General features: G+C 70.5%; 18 protein-coding genes. 6 read left to right on the forward strand and 12 right to left on the reverse strand.

Translation table 11 applies throughout. From position 1 onward, the window contains the following. The 5 genes from BJ991_RS14175 to BJ991_RS14195 form a co-directional block, all read right to left on the reverse strand. Positions 1–891: an SDR family NAD(P)-dependent oxidoreductase gene (locus BJ991_RS14175; protein WP_179491003.1), complete on the reverse strand. Its 891-nt coding sequence runs from the start codon at positions 889–891 to the stop codon at positions 1–3. Positions 892–971: 80 nt separating this feature from the next. Beyond that, a complete protein-coding gene (gene efeB, locus BJ991_RS14180; protein ID WP_179491005.1) occupies positions 972–2243 on the reverse strand; it encodes an iron uptake transporter deferrochelatase/peroxidase subunit in 1272 nt (423 codons plus the stop codon). Between the two features lie 2 nt (positions 2244–2245). After that, positions 2246–3475, reverse strand: a complete 1230-nt coding sequence (efeO, locus tag BJ991_RS14185) for an iron uptake system protein EfeO (RefSeq protein WP_179491007.1) — start codon at positions 3473–3475, stop codon at positions 2246–2248. Then, the gene (efeU, locus tag BJ991_RS14190) at positions 3472–4449 is read right to left on the reverse strand and encodes an iron uptake transporter permease EfeU (RefSeq protein ID WP_179492834.1); all 978 of its coding nucleotides are present in this window, start codon (positions 4447–4449) and stop codon (positions 3472–3474) included. Before efeU ends, efeO begins: the two co-directional genes overlap by 4 nt. 86 nt (positions 4450–4535) lie before the next feature. Continuing rightward, on the reverse strand, positions 4536–4979 hold the full coding sequence (locus BJ991_RS14195; RefSeq protein ID WP_179491009.1) for a hypothetical protein: 444 nt from the start codon (positions 4977–4979) through the stop codon (positions 4536–4538). Positions 4980–5043: 64 nt separating this feature from the next. On the opposite strand from BJ991_RS14195, the gene BJ991_RS14200 reads away from it, so the two are divergent. Then, positions 5044–6078: an isopenicillin N synthase family dioxygenase gene (locus BJ991_RS14200; protein WP_179491011.1), complete on the forward strand. Its 1035-nt coding sequence runs from the start codon at positions 5044–5046 to the stop codon at positions 6076–6078. Between the two features lie 52 nt (positions 6079–6130). On the opposite strand, the gene BJ991_RS14205 is transcribed toward BJ991_RS14200, so the two are convergent. Further along, positions 6131–6589 (reverse strand): MarR family transcriptional regulator, encoded by a 459-nt coding sequence (locus tag BJ991_RS14205; protein ID WP_218852944.1) that lies wholly within the window; start codon positions 6587–6589, stop codon positions 6131–6133. Positions 6590–6722: 133 nt separating this feature from the next. On the opposite strand from BJ991_RS14205, the gene BJ991_RS14210 reads away from it, so the two are divergent. Then, positions 6723–8204, forward strand: a complete 1482-nt coding sequence (locus BJ991_RS14210; RefSeq protein WP_179491013.1) for an aldehyde dehydrogenase family protein — start codon at positions 6723–6725, stop codon at positions 8202–8204. 193 nt (positions 8205–8397) lie between these two features. On the opposite strand, the gene rpsO is transcribed toward BJ991_RS14210, so the two are convergent. Beyond that, positions 8398–8667, reverse strand: a complete 270-nt coding sequence (gene rpsO / locus BJ991_RS14215) for a 30S ribosomal protein S15 (protein WP_179491015.1) — start codon at positions 8665–8667, stop codon at positions 8398–8400. Positions 8668–8864: 197 nt separating this feature from the next. Here rpsO and BJ991_RS14220 point away from each other — a divergent pair, with 197 nt between their 5' ends. The 3 genes from BJ991_RS14220 to BJ991_RS14230 all read left to right on the forward strand — a co-directional run bounded on the left by BJ991_RS14220 (position 8865) and on the right by BJ991_RS14230 (position 11460). Further along, complete coding sequence (locus BJ991_RS14220; RefSeq protein WP_179491017.1) at positions 8865–9086, forward strand: DUF167 family protein; 222 nt, start codon at positions 8865–8867, stop codon at positions 9084–9086. 20 nt (positions 9087–9106) lie between these two features. Next, positions 9107–10414 (forward strand): MFS transporter, encoded by a 1308-nt coding sequence (locus BJ991_RS14225; RefSeq protein ID WP_179491019.1) that lies wholly within the window; start codon positions 9107–9109, stop codon positions 10412–10414. A gap of 143 nt (positions 10415–10557) precedes the next feature. After that, complete coding sequence (locus tag BJ991_RS14230) at positions 10558–11460, forward strand: DMT family transporter (protein WP_425487549.1); 903 nt, start codon at positions 10558–10560, stop codon at positions 11458–11460. Positions 11461–11518: 58 nt separating this feature from the next. Here the strand turns inward: BJ991_RS14230 and BJ991_RS14235 are convergent, their stop codons facing one another. The 4 genes from BJ991_RS14235 to BJ991_RS14250 form a co-directional block, all read right to left on the reverse strand. Beyond that, positions 11519–12091: a YceI family protein gene (locus BJ991_RS14235; RefSeq protein WP_179491021.1), complete on the reverse strand. Its 573-nt coding sequence runs from the start codon at positions 12089–12091 to the stop codon at positions 11519–11521. Between the two features lie 163 nt (positions 12092–12254). Next, the gene (locus BJ991_RS14240) at positions 12255–12623 is read right to left on the reverse strand and encodes an FKBP-type peptidyl-prolyl cis-trans isomerase (protein WP_179491023.1); all 369 of its coding nucleotides are present in this window, start codon (positions 12621–12623) and stop codon (positions 12255–12257) included. A 54-nt stretch (positions 12624–12677) separates the two neighbouring features. Further along, on the reverse strand, positions 12678–13106 hold the full coding sequence (locus BJ991_RS14245) for a DUF1622 domain-containing protein (protein ID WP_179491025.1): 429 nt from the start codon (positions 13104–13106) through the stop codon (positions 12678–12680). Positions 13107–13273: 167 nt separating this feature from the next. After that, positions 13274–14488: a PrsW family intramembrane metalloprotease gene (locus BJ991_RS14250; RefSeq protein ID WP_179491027.1), complete on the reverse strand. Its 1215-nt coding sequence runs from the start codon at positions 14486–14488 to the stop codon at positions 13274–13276. 55 nt (positions 14489–14543) lie between these two features. On the opposite strand from BJ991_RS14250, the gene BJ991_RS14255 reads away from it, so the two are divergent. Then, on the forward strand, positions 14544–15410 hold the full coding sequence (locus tag BJ991_RS14255) for a fumarylacetoacetate hydrolase family protein (RefSeq protein ID WP_179491029.1): 867 nt from the start codon (positions 14544–14546) through the stop codon (positions 15408–15410). Positions 15411–15484: 74 nt separating this feature from the next. Here BJ991_RS14255 and BJ991_RS14260 read toward each other — a convergent pair whose 3' ends face one another. Further along, positions 15485–15934 (reverse strand): DUF4190 domain-containing protein, encoded by a 450-nt coding sequence (locus BJ991_RS14260; RefSeq protein ID WP_179491031.1) that lies wholly within the window; start codon positions 15932–15934, stop codon positions 15485–15487. Positions 15935–15993 lie beyond the last annotated feature (59 nt).

Below are 15993 nucleotides of genomic sequence, written 5' to 3' on the forward strand. Positions count from 1 at the left end.
CTACGCACTCGCCTTCGGCTCCGGCTTCGGCTTCGGCTTCGGCCTCGGCTTCGGAGAGGGGAACTGCATGCGCAGCACCCGCTCGAACGCACGCTCCGACAGCATGCGGCGCAGCCCCAGCATGAGGGTCGCCGACGGCGCGACACGATAGCGGGCACGCGGATGCTTCGCCTCGACCGCCCGCGCGACGCGCTCGGCCACATCGGCCGGAGTGCACGCGAGGCGTGCCTGCGGGCCGTGGTCCCACGCGAGCGTCAGCTCGGCGACCCGCTCGTTGAAGTCGTCCCACTCCGGATCGACGTGCTCGGTGTCACGTCGCTCGGCGGCGGCGTGCCCGAACCGAGTCGTCACCATGCCGGGCGCGATGAGCGAGACCTCGATGCCGAACGGGCGGGCCTCGTACCGCAGCGCATCCGTGAACGCCTCGAGCGCGTGCTTGGTCGCCGCGTACGCCCCGATGCCGGGCATGATCCAGCGCCCGTTCATCGAGCCGATCGTGACGATGCGCCCCCACCGCTGCGCCCGCATTCCGGGCAGCACGAGCTGCGTGAGGCGCAGCGCCCCGAACACGTTCGTCTCGAACATGCGGCGCACCTGGTCGACGGGGAGCGTCTCGGTCGCCCCGAGCTCGTTGACGCCCGCGTTGTTGACGAGCACGCCGACGGCGCCCTCGGCCGCGACGACCGCGTCGACCGCCGCGCGGGAGGACTCCTCGTCCGTCACGTCGAGCGCGAGCGTGCGGCATCCGGCCTTCTCGAGGTCCGCGATCGACTCGAGCCTTCGCGCTGTCGCGTAGACCTTCCAGCCGCGTGACGCGAGCATCGTTGCGATCTCACGGCCGATGCCGGTGGAGCAGCCGGTGACGAGGACGGCACGCGAGATCGCGGTCATGAGACAGACATAGCGGTCTGCGCGCGCGAGCGCAACGGCGGGCGACGGATGCTACGGAGCCGGTGCCCCCGTGCGGTCGCTCACGCGAACAGGCCGGCGCCCACGAACGAGCCGTCGCGCGCGCCCGGCGGAATCGCCCACACCCCGGAGCCGACGTGACGGATGTACTCGGCCATGAGGTCGGTCGACAGCGACCGCTGCAACCTGATGAAGCTCTCCGGCGTCCGCTGGAACGACAGGAAGAACAGCCCGGCGGCGAGCCGTCCGAGCTCATTGTTGCCGTCGACGTAGTTGTATCCGCGGCGGAGAATGCGGATGCCGCCATTGTGCTCGGGGTGCGCGAGCCGGACGTGGCTGTTCGGGTCGATCGCCGGCGCGCCGTTCGCGTCGGTCGTGGCGAAGTCGGGTTCGGTGTACTCGGTGCCGCCCGACAGCGGAGCACCCTCCCCCTTCGAGCGGCCGATGATCGCGTCCTGCTCGCTCAGCCGCACGCGGTCCCACGTCTCGATGAGCATCGCGACCTTGCGCGCGACGAGGTACGTGCCGCCCGCGAGCCACGCCGGCTCATCGGATGCCGCGACCCACACGTGCTCGTCGAGTGAGGCCGCGTCGTTCGCGAGGATGTTCGCGGTGCCGTCCTTGTATCCGAAGAGGTTCCGCGGGGTCGACTGCGCCGCCGTCGTGCGCGACGTGCGGCCGAATCCGAGTTGCGACCAGCGGATGCGCGCACGGCCGAACGCGATGCGGCTGAGGTTGCGGATCGCGTGCACTGCCACCTGCGGGTCGTCGGCGCACACCTGGATGCACAGGTCGCCCCCGGATGCCGCGGGGTCGAGGTCGTCGCCGAGGAACGCGGGCAGGCGCTCCAGCGCTCGCGGGCGCAGCGCCGCGATGGCGTACCGGTCTTCGCCCTCGACCGTCTCGAAGAGAGTCGGCCCGAAGCCGAACGTGATCGTGAGGCCGCTCGCCGGGAGTCCGAGCGCCTCGCCCGTGTCGTCGGGCGGCGCCTCGGGCGAGCCGTCGACGGCGCCGGTCGCGCTCACCTCGAGTCCCTGCGTCATGCGCGACGCGGCATACGACCAGTCCTGGAGCAGCGAGACGAGGTCGTCCCGCGTCGTGCGGGCCATCATGTCGAACGCGGCGAAGTGCAGGTGGTCCTGCACCGGGGTCGTGATGCCGGCCTGGTGCGCGCCGAAGAACGCGTAGGCGGACTCCGCGTCCTCCCGCTCGCGCGCACGGCCCACCGCGACGCCCGCGGCCGTGCCGGCGCCGGCGCCGACCGCGAGACCGGCCGCACCGGCGCCGATCGCGAGCCCGAGGAGTCCGCGACGGCTGAGGCCTGCTTCGTCCACGACTACTCCAGAATCGTCGAGGTCAGCTGCGAGAGCGGCTCGGCGAGGGCGTTGATGAGGTCGGCGAGCTCGCGTTTGTCTGCACCGGTCAGCTCTCGGTAGTTCACGAAGCCCGCCTCGAGGGAGCCGTGCTGGGCGAGCGCGGCCTCGAGGTCGGCGTAGCCGGCGACGATCTCGGCGACGAGCGCCTCGCCCTCATCGCCGTGCGACGCGGCGAAGTCGCGCACGATCTCGAACGCGTTCTTCGAGCCCTCCACGTTGGCCTGGAAATCCCACAGGTCGGTGCCCGACCACCAGTCCTCTTCGCCGGTGATCTTTCCGGTCGCGACCTCGTCGAGGAGCGCGATCGCGCCGTTCGACACTCCCGCGATGCCCTGCGCCTCGAGCGCCGCGGTGAAATCTCCGGAGTGCACGTAGTCGTTGAGCTGCTGCACATCCGCGATGAGCTGATCGCCGTACGCGGCGCGCTCGTCGGGCGTCGAGGGCGTCCAGTCCTGCCACGCCGGCGTCTCGCCGTCGGCGTTGAGCGCGTCCTCCGCGGGCACCCACAGGTCCTTCTCGATGCGGTGGAAGCCCGTCCAGTCCAGGCCCTCGGCGACCGCGTCGACCTCGCGGTAGTCGATGCGCGGATCGAGGTCGCCGAGCGACTCGGCGACGGGCTCGATGCGCTCGTAGTACGCGCGCACCTGCGGGAAGAGCTCGCGCGCCCTCTCGTCGTCGCCGGATTCGTAGGCCGCCACGAACTCGTCGACCGCGGGTGCGAGCTGCTCGACCTGGTCCTTCACGAAGGCGGCGTACAGGTCGACCGCCTGCTGCTTGAGCTCGGCGTCCTCGCCCTCGATCGCGACGGCCTCGCCCGTCACGGTGAAGGCGGCTCGTCCGACGCCCTCGCCCACCATGCCGGGCTTGCACAGCGTGAAGTACTCGCCCGGCTGCGCGACGACCGTGAGGCTGCGCGATGTCCCCGGAGCGATGTTCTCGACCTCGCCCACGATCCGCAGGCCGTCCTCGGCGAGCAGGTAGAACTCCGTCACCTGATCGCCCTCGTTCGTGACGTCGAACGCGAGGGTGCCGCTCGTGGCGGTCGCCGCCGACACGTCGCACGCGGCGCCGGTCGAGGTGACGCTGAGCGTGCCGGTCGCAGCCGCATCGCTCTTCGCGACGCATCCGGCGAGGGCGAGGGCGATCACGGATGCCGCGGCGAGCGTGCCGATCGTGCGGTGGGCGTTCACTGTGCTCCTTCGTTCTGGACGGTGTCGGCGTGAGCGGGCACTCGTGCCGGCGCACGCCCGCGAGTCCCATCGGCTCCCGCTGCACGCGGCGCCGAGGCGCGCCCGGCGCGCGCAAGGCCGCGGAGGAAGAACGCGCCCACCACGACGATGTAGCCGAGCCACGCGATGACCTGCAGCCACGTCATGACGGGCATGAAGCCCACCGTCGCCTGGAGCACGGCGGCGAGCGGGCCGCCCGGCGGAACCGCCTGCGACACGTCGAACGCCCAGCCGAACGGGAACGCCGCCCATCCGACGGCTACCGCTCCGGTGGCCGGGTCGATCGGCGCTGCGCCAGTGAACGGCCCGGGGAGCGCGCCGGCCTCCTGCAGGTCGTGGATCGCGTAGGCGAGCACGCCTGCGGCGACGATCACGAGGAAGGCGCCCGTCCACGCGAAGAAGCGGCGCAGGTCCAGGCGCACCATGCCCTTCGCCAGGAGCCAGCCGACGACGATGGCCGCGAGGATCCCGAGCAGCGCCCCGATGAGCGCGGACGGGGCGTCGCCGAACGATTGCACCATCGACCACAGCAGCAGGGTGGTCTCGATGCCCTCGCGCGCGACCGACACGAAGCCGATGACGACGACGCCCCACAGTCCCCCGGTCGCGAGCGCGCGATCGACGCCCTGCTCGAGCGACGCCTTCATCGTGCGCGCGGTGCGCTGCATCCAGAAGATCATCCACGTCACCATCGCGACCGCGAGCAGCGACAGGAGGCCGCCGATGAGCTCCTGCGCCTCGAACGTCAGCGTGTAGGCGCCGAAGGTCAGGACCGCGCCGATCGCGAGCGCCAGCGCGGCCGCGAGCCCGACGCCCATCCACAGGCGCGGGAGCACGTCGCGCCGGCCGATGCGGCTGACGTAGGCGACCAGGATGCCGACGACGAGCGCGGCTTCGAGGCCCTCGCGGAGACCGATCAGGAAGGTGGCGAGCACGGGTGCGGCAATCCAGGTTGGGGCGGGGGGCATCCGCCTTAGGTAAGGCGAACCTCACAAACCGTATCTCCCGCTCCCACCTCGGATCAACTCGGGAGGGGCAGCTTTCTCGCCTCGCGGGACACCCACACCACCAGGAGCGCCAGGAGGATGACGTCCGCGGCGATGTAGCCGTAATGCAGGAACGAGGGGCCGGGGTCGCCGCCCTCGATGATGATGTCGCTGCGCGCGCTGAGGAGCGGCCGGATCAGGAGCGTCTGCACCGCGAGCACGACCCACATCGCGCCGATCATCGCCCACGCCGCGCGGTCGACGCGCGGGCGCGGCACCGCGAGCGCGGTGATCGCCACGAGCAGCACCCACCCCGCGATCGCCAGCGCGGTGAAGACGAGGCGCCCGATGCCGAGCCCGAGCGGGAGCGTGATACCCGGCGCCTCGAACTTTAGCGGAGTCTCGATGAAGGACAGCCCCAGCACAAGTCCGAACCACACCGCGGGCACGACGAGACGGAGTACGACGACAGAGCGCATGGCCCCACGGTAACGCCGGGCAACATTCGAGCGCTCGGGCATCGACCGTGCCTATTCTCGGCGCATGAGCGACCTGAGCCTGCCGATCCTCGATCTCTCCCTGCTCGACCGAGGCCCTGAGGGGGCCGCGCGGTTCCGCGACGAGCTGCGGGCCGCGACCCACGACGTCGGCTTCTTCTACCTCTCGGGTACGGGTGTGACACGCGGGCTCGAGGCACGCCTGCACCGCGCCGCGCGCGACTTCTTCGCGCTGCCCGAGCCCGACAAGCTCGCGATCGAGAACGTCAACAGCCCGCACTTCCGCGGGTACACGCGCATCGGCGGCGAGCGCACGCAGGGCAGGGTCGACTGGCGCGAGCAGATCGACATCGGGCCCGAGCGCGAGGCGATCGATGATCCGGATGCCCCCGACTTCGCGCGCCTCATCGGCCCGAACCTGTGGCCCGAGGCCCAGCCCGAGCTGCGCGAGGTCGTCTCGGAGTGGCACGACCACCTCTCCGGCGTCGCGCGCAGGCTGCTGCGCGCGTGGGCGCTGTCGCTCGGCGCGCCCGAGACGTACTTCGACGAGCACTTCGGCGAGCCCTCCACGCTCATCAAGATCGTCCGCTACCCCGGCAAGGAGGACCCGACACCCCAGCAAGGCGTCGGCGCCCACAAGGACTCGGGCGTGCTCACGCTCCTGTGGATCGAGCCCGGCAAGGGCGGCCTGCAGGTCGAGCGGGATGGCGAGTGGGTCGACGCTCCCCCGGTGCCCGGCGCCTTCGTCGTCAACATCGGCGAGATGCTCGAGTACGCGACACAGGGGTATCTCATCGCCACCAAGCACCGGGTGACCTCGCCGCGCTCCCCCGACGACCGCATCTCGGTGCCGTTCTTCTTCAACCCCGCGCTCGACAAGCGGCTCCCCCTCATCGAGCTGCCGCCCGAGCTCGCCGCGCGGGCGCGCGGGGTCACGCACGACCCGTCGAACCCGATCCACTCGCTGTACGGCGAGAACGCCCTCAAGTCCCGCCTGCGCGCGCACCCGGACGTCGCCGAGCGCTGGCACTCCGACCTGCTCGCGGCGCGGGCCGCGGCATCCGGTTCCGCCACCGCCTGAGGCCGTCCCGAACGAAGCGCGCGCGGCGCGTCGATCCGCTGCCGAGCGGGCGTCAGTGCGGGTGCGTCCCCGACAGCGCGTGACGCATGCGCGTGAGCGTCGCCGCGAACGCCGTCACCTGGTCGCGCGTCATACCGGCGAGCATCTCCGCCTCGATCACGGCGACGGGACCCGCGAGGGCCTCGAGCACGGTGCGGCCCTCCTCAGTGATCGAGATGAGGTTCTGCCGACGGGAGGCAGGGTCGCGGCGGCGTTCGACGAGCCCTCGCGCCTCGAGCGCTCCGACGAGCTGCGCCATCGACTGCAGGCGGACGAAGGAGTTCCGCGCGAGACGCGCCGCCGTCAGGCCGGGGTTGCGTGCGAGGACCGCGAGGGCGGTGTACTGCACGCTCGTGATCCCGTGCGCCTGGACCACCTCGTCCAACCGCGACTTCGCCGCCAGCTCGAGCTGCTTGATGAGGTACAGCAGAGGCGGCTCGGCGGGCGGCAGCGCTTCGGGACTCGGCGTCACCGATCCCCCTTCCCTGGTGCGGCGTCGACCGTCGTGGCAGACGTGCGATAATGGCGAAACTCAGGTTACCTGAGGATTTCCGAACGCGCGGCGTTCGGCGCCAACGTTACGTGCATCTCGATGAGGAGAAGACATGACCGACACGATGCTCGCGATCGCCACCGGAAGACTGTTCATCGGCGGCGAGTGGCGCGAATCCTCCAGCGGCGAGCGCCACGACGTCGTCACCCCCGCCACGGGCGAGAAGATCGCGGATGTCGCGTGGGCCACCGTCGACGACGTCGACGCGGCGGCCACGGCCGCACGAGCCTCGTTCGAGAGCGGTGTGTGGTCGGGCCTCTCGGGCCGGGAGCGCGCCCGCGTGCTCCTCCGCGTCGCCGCCCTCATCCGCGAGCGCGCCGAGGAGCTCGCGCAGGCCGAGAGCGCCGACGTGGGCAAGCCCATCCTGTTCGCGCGCGTCGTCGACGTGCCGACGGTGGCCGAGACGTTCGAGTACTACGCGGCACTCGCCCAGACCGGCGAGGGCGCGCTGCGCGACACGACGCTCGCGGCGTTCCAGTACACGGTGCGCGAGCCGATCGGCGTGGTCGGCGCGCTCACGCCGTTCAACTTCCCGCTCATCCTCGCGGCGTCGAAGATCGCGCCGGCGCTCGCGGCGGGCAACTCGATCGTGCACAAGCCCGCCGAGGACACTCCTCTGTCCGCCGTGATCCTCGCGCAGATCTTCGCGGATGCCGGTCTGCCCGACGGCGTCTACAACCTCATCACCGGCGTCGGCCCCGCGCTCGGCGAGCGCATCGTCGAGCACCCCGAAATCGACATGGTCGCGTTCACCGGCTCGACGGCGGTCGGATCGAAGGTCGCCGCGAAGGCGGGCGAGCTGCTCAAGCCCGTCATGGTCGAGCTCGGCGGAAACGGTGCGAACATCGTGTTCGCCGACGCCGACATCGACTCCGCCGTCAACGCGACGATCAACGCCTTCGTGTTCAACTCCGGCCAGTTCTGCATGGCAGGGGTGCGCCTGCTCGTCCAGCGCGAGCTCCACGACACGTTCCTGCAGATCCTGTCGCAGGCCGTCCCCCACGTGCCGATCGGGCGCATCGACGACATGGGCACGATCATCGGCCCGCTCGTGTCGCAGCGGCACCTCGACCGCGTGAGCGGGTTCGTCGAGCGCGCGAAGGCCGAGGGCGGGACGGTCGTCGTCGGCGGGGAGCGCATCGACCTCGACGGCGGCTACTACTACTCGCCCACGATCATCGCGGGGCTGCCGAACGACGCCGAGGCCGTGCAGGAGGAGGTGTTCGGCCCGGTCCTCACGGTGCAGACGTTCGACACCGAGGAGGAGGCGATCGCGCTCGCGAACTCGACGCGCTACGGACTCGCGATGGGCATCCAGACGTCCGACATCGTCAAGGCGATGCGCGTCTCGAAGAAGCTCGAGGCGGGCCTCATCTGGGTCAACGAGTGGGGCAAGCTCGACCCCACGCTGACCTTCGGCGGCGTCAAGAACTCCGGCTTCGGCCGCGAGAACGGCCCCGAGGCCCTCCACCACTACACGCGCACGAAGTCCGTCGTCATCGCGACTCCCGCCCCCGCACCCGAGGCCCCCTGAGCCGAGGCGGTCCGGCGACGTGCCCGCGGTAGGAGATGGTGCGGGCGCAGGACGCCGGATGCGGCATCCGTCCTGCCCTCGCGTCATCTCCTACACCGGACCCGCGCCGGGCGCTCCACGCAACGGTGAAGGCCGCCCCCACACCTGGGGGCGGCCTTCCAAGAATGTTTTGCGCGATTGAACGCTGGTCGCGTTATCGGCGGAGTCCGAGACGCTCGATCAGCTTGCGGTAACGCTCGATGTCGATGTCCTGGAGGTAGCCGAGCAGACGACGGCGCTGACCGACGAGCAGGAACAGCCCACGACGCGAGTGGTGGTCGTGCTTGTGCTCCTTGAGGTGCTCGGTCAGGTCCTTGATGCGCTGCGTCAGCATCGCGACCTGCACCTCGGGGGATCCGGTGTCACCGGGGTGCGTCGCGTACTCTTCGATGATCGCCTTCTTGACCTCTGCATCCAGTGCCATAAAGTGATCCCCTTCCTCGTCGTTGCGCGGCGCCCGACGCCCTCTGCGTGAGCTCTCTTTATCCGCGGCCGATCTAACGGCAACCTGAAGAGTCTACCAGCGTCGGAGACGGACTCGGAATCGAGCGGATCCGGCGTCCCGATGGGCGAGGATGGGGCCGGGTACCTGCGCCGCTGCGCGCAGGTAGCCTCGATCGAGTGAAGTACACGGTGCGCGTCAAGCCGGGCAGCCGCAAGGGCCCGCTGGTGGAGGCATCCGCCGACGGCCTCACCGTGTACGTGCGCGAGCGCGCCGTCGACGGGGCCGCCAACGCGGCCGTCGTCCGGGTGCTCGCCGACCACTTCGGCGTCGCGCCGCGCCGCGTCGAGATCGTGGGCGGCCACTCGTCGCGCATCAAGCGCGTCGAGGTCGACGAGTGAGCGGCACCGGACAGAGGCGGATGCCCCGACTCCGCCGCGACCACCTGATCGACCTGCGCCCGCTCACGACGAGCCCCGCGTTCGCACGCCTGTGGATCGGCTCGACGCTCGCGGGGCTGGGCGGGCAGCTCACGATCGTCGCGGTGATGCTCCACGTTTACGAGCTGACGCAGGACACGTTCGCCGTGTCGATGGTCGCCGTCTTCGGGCTCGTTCCGATGATCTTCGCGGGCCTCTACGGCGGCATGCTCGCGGATGCCTTCGACCGGCGTCTCGTGGCGCTGCTGGCCGCCGTGGTCACGTTCGCGTCGACGGTGCTGCTCGCGGTGCTCGCGTGGACGCAGCAGGAGACCGTCGCGTGGCTCTACGCGCTCAGCGCGGTGAACTCGGCCGCGAACTCGATCGTCATGACGACGCGCGCCGCGATCGTGCCGCGCCTCATCCCGCGTGACCTGCTGCCGGCCGCGGCCGCGCTCCAGGGCATCACGATCGGCATCATGATCATGGCCGGTCCCGCCCTCGCAGGCGTGCTCGTCGCGTTCGCGGGCTACGCGTGGACGTACTCGATCGACGTCGTTCTGATGCTGTCGCTCTTCCTCGGCCTGTGGGCTCTGCCCAGCATCCGCCCCGAGGGCGAGATCGTGCGACCGGGCCTCGAGTCGCTCAAGGACGGCTGGCGCTTCCTCAAGCGGGCGCCGAACATCCGCATGCAGTACATCCTCGACATCGTCGCGATGACATTCGGGAACCCCCTCGCGCTGTTCCCCGCGGCCGGCGCGGTGCTGCTGGGCGGTGGCTCGATCACGACCGGTGCGCTGACCGCGGCGGTCGCGGCGGGTGCGTTCCTGTCGAGCCTCTTCTCCGGCCCGATCGGCCGCGTGCGGCACCATGGCATCGGCATCCAGCGTGCGATCCAGGTGTACGGGGCCGCCACGGTGCTGTTCGGCCTCGTCCTGGGCGCGGGCGCGCTGGGCTGGTTCGCTCCCCCGACGGTAGACGCGACGCATCCGAACATCGCCCTCATCGTCCTGGCGTGCGCGGCCCTCGCGATAACGGGCGCCGCCGACAACGTGAGCTCGATCTACCGGTCGACGATGATGCAGGCCGCCGTCCACGATGCGGTGCGCGGGCGCCTGCAGGGCATCTTCACGGTCGTGGTCGCGGGCGGTCCGCGTGTCGGCGCGCTCTACGCGGGCACGCTCGCGACCCTCACGACGCTGTGGTTCCCTCCGCTGATCGGCGGATTCATCATCATCGGCCTCGTCGGTCTGATCGTGCGCCTGAACCCGCGCTTCCGCGAATATGACGCGCTCCACCCGACGCCGTGACGCGGGCGGCGTAGTCCCCCGGCCGAACACCGGCGGATTTCGGACGTCGCAGTGCCCCGCGGCCGAAGCCGTCGAAGGCCGGGTCTAGAGTCACCCGAGTGAACACCGCCATCGCTCCAGCCGCCCCCGTCGCACGCGACCGCATCGGCTCCAACCTGTCGGTCGCGATCCAGTTCACCCTCGCGGGACTCGTGTGGGGATCGAGCTTCCTCTTCATGAAGGTCGCGCTAACCGGCCTCGCTCCCGCGCAGGTCGCGTGGTCGCGGCTCGTGCTGGGCGCGCTCGCTCTCGGGGTGTTCGTGCTCGCGCGGCGCGAGGCGCTGCCGCGCAGCATCCGCCTCTACGGCCACATGACGGTCCTCGCCGTGTCGTTCTGCGTAATCCCGTTCCTGCTGTTCTCGTGGGCGCAGCAGTACGTGACGTCGGGCCTTGCGAGCATCTACAACGCGACGACCCCCATCATGACGGCGGTCATGGCCGGCCTGCTCTTCCGCGTCGAGAAGCTCACTCTCACCCAGATCTCGGGCATCCTGGCAGGCATCCTCGGCGTCGTGGTCATCATCGCACCGTGGCAGGGCCTCGACCTGGCGCAGAGCATCGTCGCGCAGTTCGCGATCCTCGGCGCGACCGCGTGCTACGGCTTCAGCCTCGCCTACATGCGGCGGTTCGTGTCGAACACGGGCATGAGCGCGCTCATGTTCTCGTTCCTCAACATCGGCATCGCGGCCGCGATCATGGTGCTCGCCACGCCCGTGCTCGTCCTGTCCCCCGTGCGGCTCGATGTGTGGGTCGTCGGCAGCATCGTGCTGCTCGGCTGCCTCGGCACCGGTGTCGCGTACATCTGGAACCAGAACGCCGTGCGCGCGTGGGGTCCGACCCGGGCGTCGACCGTGACCTACATCACGCCCCTCGTCGGGGTCGCGCTGGGCGTCCTCATCCTCGGCGAGCGCCTCTCGTGGAACGAGCCCGTCGGCGCGCTGGTCGTCTTCCTCGGCATCCTGCTCGCACAGAACCGCCTGCGCCTGCGGCGGCGCGCCCGGACATGACGAAGCGGATGCCTCGCCCCGATGTGCTCGGGTCGAGGCATCCGCCCTCGTGGTCGGGTCAGTCCTGCTGGAGCGCGCCCTGCAAGTCGAGCGTGATCGTGACATCCTTGCCGACGAGCACGCCACCGGTCTCGAGGGCCGCGTTCCACGTGAGGCCGAACTCCTCGCGGTTCACGACCGTCTTCGCGGTCGCGCCGGCCTTGTAGTTGCCCCACGGGTCGACGCCGAAGCCGCCGAACTCGAGCTCGAACGTGACGGGCTTGGTGACGCCGCGGATCGTGAGGTCGCCGTCGACGAGGAAGTCGCCGTCCTCGATGCGCGTGCCGGTCGAGCGGAACTCCATCGTCGGGTGGTTCTCGGCGTCGAAGAAGTCGGCGGAGCGCAGGTGGTTGTCGCGCCCCTCGTCCTTGGTGTCGACCGAGGTCACGTCGACGCTCGCCTCCACCTTCGCCTCGAGGGGGTTCTCGGGGGCGACGATCGTCGCGCGCTTCACCCCGAACGTGCCGCGCACCTTCGAGATCATCATGTGGCGCACGCTGAACGTGACCTCGCTGTGCGAGGGGTCGAGCACCCAGGTGCCTGCCTTGTAGCCGGGAACGTCGATCGGGGTGGCGGTGGTGGTGTCGGTCATGCTTGTCCTTCGTCTCGGGGCCGCCGCGGGCGCGACGGACTCCTTGGTCCAACGCGCGCGTTCGGCAGATCTATTCCCGTGAATGCAAACAAGGTTTCGCAGGCATGACGAAGGGGCGGATGCCGCGGCATCCGCCCCTTGTGCGAAACGCGGGAAGCTGTGGTCAGCCGACCTCGACGAGGTCGATGACGAAGATCAGGGTCTTGCCCCCGAGGAAGTGGCCGCCTGCCGGCCCGTACGCGAGGTCCGGCGGGATGACGAGCTCACGGCGGCCGCCCACCTTCATGCCAGGGATGCCCTCCTGCCAGCCCTGGATGAGCCCGCGCAGCGGGAACTGGATGCTCTCGCCGCGGTTCCACGACGAGTCGAACTCTTCGCCGGTCTCGTACTCGACCCCGACGTAGTGCACCGTGACGGTGTCGCCCGGCGATGCCTCAGCGCCCTCCCCCACAATGATGTCGCGGATGACGAGCTCGTCGGGGGCAGGACCCACGGGAGCATCGATCTCGGGCTTGGTGCGGTCGTCACTCATGCGTCCATACAACGCGAGCGAAGCAGCGGAGTCAACGCGCGTCGACGCGAGGGGTCACGTCGACGGCTCGGCCTGCCCGGACCCGCCGGCGCTGCGGTCCCGAGCCACCGCCTGACCGAGAAGCCGGCCACCGCTGGTCAGCAGGGCCCGCCGCCACGGGGCGACGCCCTCGATCTCGATCTGGATCGACATCGACAGGATCGTCCGGATGAGCACGATGAGTCCGAGGATCACCGCGTCCTCGATCGAGGGCTTCGATGTGATCGTGCGGATGAGGTCCGCGGCCACGAGCACCTCGAGGCCCAGCAGGATCGCGGCGCCGAGCGTGTTGCGCAGGACGGAGAACGCGGTGTGGCCACCTTCGCCGCGACGGAGGGAGCGGATGCCGAGCACCACCGCGATCACGAACCCCACGATCATCGCGAGAGCCCCGAGGCCCTCGAAGGCGAGGGCCACGCCGGTGAAGACCGCTTCGACGTCCACGAGCGCCAGTGTAGAGGCGGAGCGATCGTTCCCGCGGCAGACTCAGCGCCCGGTGCCGCGGCGATGCCTGCGTGTCTACCGAGCGCTGAGTTGACCTGGCTTCAGGATGCCTAGGCGGTCGCCCGCGTGTCAAGGGCCGCGCGGCGCGTCCGGCGACAGCGTTCGGATCAGAGCGCGAACAGCGCCGCGCGCGCCGCCGCCGTCTTCCGGAGGAGCTCGTGCTCGTCGTCGATCGCGTGCGGATCTCGACCCGTGATCGCCCGCTGACGGGCCGCGGCGAGAGCCGTGGCATCCGCGATGAACTCACGCATGATCGGCCGTCGGTCGCCGCGCAGGGTCATGGCCCATTGCATCGCCTCCTTGCGACCGCGACCCGTCGCGAGCATGTCGACCTCCTGCGGCGTGAACCACCCGGCCGCCGCGTACTCCCCGAGCCGGTCCCGCGTGAGCCGCGCCTCTTCGCGCCGCAGGCCGATGACGCCGAGGATGAAGAGCACGAACAGCGGCACCTGCGCCGTGACGTACAGCGCGAAGAAGTCGAAGAAGACCGCGGAGCCGTTCCAGAACGCGTGCAGCGCCATCGCACCCACCATGCCGATGAGCCACGGGCCGACAGCCTGGCCGGGCGTGAGGCCGCGCCGCGCCGCGAGCCCGAGAGCGAGGCCGGTGATGCTGGTGAACATCACGTGGGCGAACGGCGAGAGGACTCCGCGGAGGAAGAACGTCGCCGTCACGTCCGGGACGCCGCCTTCGATGAGGCTGATCGCGAAGTACTGGATGTTCTCGGTGAAGGCGAACCCGGCGCCGATGAGCGCGCCGTAGACGACGCCGTCGACCGGGCCGTCGAACGCGCGCCGGGCGCTCGCGAAGAGGATGAACAGGCCGAGGCCCTTCGCGAGCTCCTCGACGATCGGCGCCTGGATGACCGCCGACGCGGCATCCGCTGCCACCGAGTCGATCGGGCCGAAGGCGACCGACAGCAGCAGGTCCACGCCGAGTGCGATCGCGACAGACGCGATCGCACCCCACGCGACCGCGAATACGAGCAGACCGCGCGGCTCTGGCTCCCAGCGGTCGACGAGGCGGATGGCGATCACGACGCCCGCGAGCGGGATGAGCCCGAGGATCATGCCGACGATCGACGCCCCCGCGCCGATGGCGTTGAGGAAGTACCCCGCGAGGACGAAGAGCAGCAGGACGAGGACGCCCGACACCCAGATGGGAGCGGTGCGGCCGACCCGCGACGGGACGGAGACCGGCACCGACGCGGGCACGGTGCCGACCGGCGGAATGGCGGCGCCCTGACCGATCTGCGGCTGGGCGAGCGGCGACGGGAACGGGGGCGGGACGAGCGAGGGCCGTCCGTCCGGGTTGGTCGTCATGCGCACAGCCTAGGGTCGGCGGCACGCCCGCCGCACATCCCAATAGGCTGGTCGGATGCGTTTCGCCCACGTCACCCGGCCGGGGTCGGCTTCGCCGCGCCTCGCAGTCGTCGACGGCGAGATGGCCGTCGTCGTCGAGGAGCTCTTCGCCGGCGCGCCGAGGTCTCTCGAAGAGCTCATCGCCGGCGGCGACGAGCTGCTCGAGCGGGTGGCGGATGCCTCGGCCGGCGCGGCGGAGCGGCATCCGCTCGACACCTTCGCGTTCGCCTCAGCGGTGCTGAGCCCGCCGGTGATCCTCGCGATCGGCCTCAACTACGCGGCGCACTCCGGCGAGCTCGGCCTCAAGACGGATTCGACTCCCACCGTGTTCGTGCTGTGGCCGAACTCCCTCGCGGGGCACGGGGGCACGACGACGTGGCCGCGGGCGCTCAGCGAGGCGATCGACTGGGAGGCGGAGCTCGGCGTCATCATCGGCCGCCCCGCGAAGGATGTGTCGCCCGACGACGCTCTCTCGCACGTGTGGGGCTACACGGTGGTCAACGACATCACGGCGCGAGACATCCAGTACTCGGAGGCGCAGTGGTCGCGGTGCAAGTCCTTCGACGGGTTCACGCCGACCGGGCCGTTCGTCGTCACGGCCGACGAGGTGCCCGACCCGCAGGACCTCCACATCTGGACGATCGTCGACGGGCACCAGATGCAGGACGCGTCGACCGGCCAGATGGTGCGCTCGGTCGCGACGCTCGTGTCGCACCTGTCGCGATCGGCGACGCTGCTGCCGGGGACGCTCATCTCGACCGGCAGCCCGGGCGGCGCCGGCTACTCGCGCGACCCGCAGATCTTCCTGCGCGACCGTTCGACGGTCACGGTCGGCATCGACGGCATCGGGTCGCTCACGACACACTGCCGGATCCTCGACTGAGGACGGGCCGGACAGACGCGGAAGGGGGCGGCCCCGCGTCCGCGGCGCCGCCCCCTTCAGGTCGTTCGGCGGTCTCAGCCGCACGTGATGGTGATGCCGCTCGGCAGCTCGTGGCGGCCCGGGCCGAGCTCGGCGCACTGCTGCGCGAGGTCGCCGATCATCGGCAGGAACACGGCCAGCACCACGATGCCGACGATGATTCCGATCACCATCAGCACCGAGGAGATGATAATCGCCGCGACGGCCCAGCCGTTCGAGTGGCCGGCCTTCCTGCTCTGCACGAGCGCGATGATCCCGAGGATCAGCGCGACGAGCTGGACGAAGAACGACAGGATGAACGCGACGATGCCCATCGTCTTGCCCGGCACGGTCGCAGTGGCCGGCGGGCCATACGGAGCGGGCGGCGCGGCGGCGTACCCGGAACCCGCGTCACCGGCGCCGGGGTACTGCTGCGGCGGCTGGTAGGCGGGCGGCTGGGAGGCCGGCTGCTGCTGCGGGTCAACGGGGTTCTGCGGGTCTGACATGCGGGGCCCTTTCGGTTGTGACCCTCGGAACGCTATCGGCACTCGCGGGCAGGGGCAAT

The sequence above is a fragment of the Microbacterium immunditiarum genome (assembly GCF_013409785.1).
In the GTDB taxonomy this organism is placed as follows: Bacteria; Actinomycetota; Actinomycetes; order Actinomycetales; family Microbacteriaceae; genus Microbacterium; species Microbacterium immunditiarum.

Bases quoted from the DNA above. Each gene is read 5' to 3' on its own strand.
- BJ991_RS14175 (WP_179491003.1), bottom strand. From the start codon at position 891: ATGACCGCGATCTCGCGTGCCGTCCTCGTCACCGGCTGCTCCACCGGC.
- BJ991_RS14195 (WP_179491009.1), bottom strand. From the start codon at position 4,979: ATGCGCTCTGTCGTCGTACTCCGTCTCGTCGTGCCCGCGGTGTGGTTC.
- BJ991_RS14200 (WP_179491011.1), top strand. From the start codon at position 5,044: ATGAGCGACCTGAGCCTGCCGATCCTCGATCTCTCCCTGCTCGACCGA.
- BJ991_RS14210 (WP_179491013.1), top strand. From the start codon at position 6,723: ATGACCGACACGATGCTCGCGATCGCCACCGGAAGACTGTTCATCGGC.
- rpsO (WP_179491015.1), bottom strand. From the start codon at position 8,667: ATGGCACTGGATGCAGAGGTCAAGAAGGCGATCATCGAAGAGTACGCG.
- BJ991_RS14225 (WP_179491019.1), top strand. From the start codon at position 9,107: ATGCCCCGACTCCGCCGCGACCACCTGATCGACCTGCGCCCGCTCACG.
- BJ991_RS14235 (WP_179491021.1), bottom strand. From the start codon at position 12,091: ATGACCGACACCACCACCGCCACCCCGATCGACGTTCCCGGCTACAAG.
- BJ991_RS14240 (WP_179491023.1), bottom strand. From the start codon at position 12,623: ATGAGTGACGACCGCACCAAGCCCGAGATCGATGCTCCCGTGGGTCCT.
- BJ991_RS14250 (WP_179491027.1), bottom strand. From the start codon at position 14,488: ATGACGACCAACCCGGACGGACGGCCCTCGCTCGTCCCGCCCCCGTTC.
- BJ991_RS14255 (WP_179491029.1), top strand. From the start codon at position 14,544: ATGCGTTTCGCCCACGTCACCCGGCCGGGGTCGGCTTCGCCGCGCCTC.
- BJ991_RS14260 (WP_179491031.1), bottom strand. From the start codon at position 15,934: ATGTCAGACCCGCAGAACCCCGTTGACCCGCAGCAGCAGCCGGCCTCC.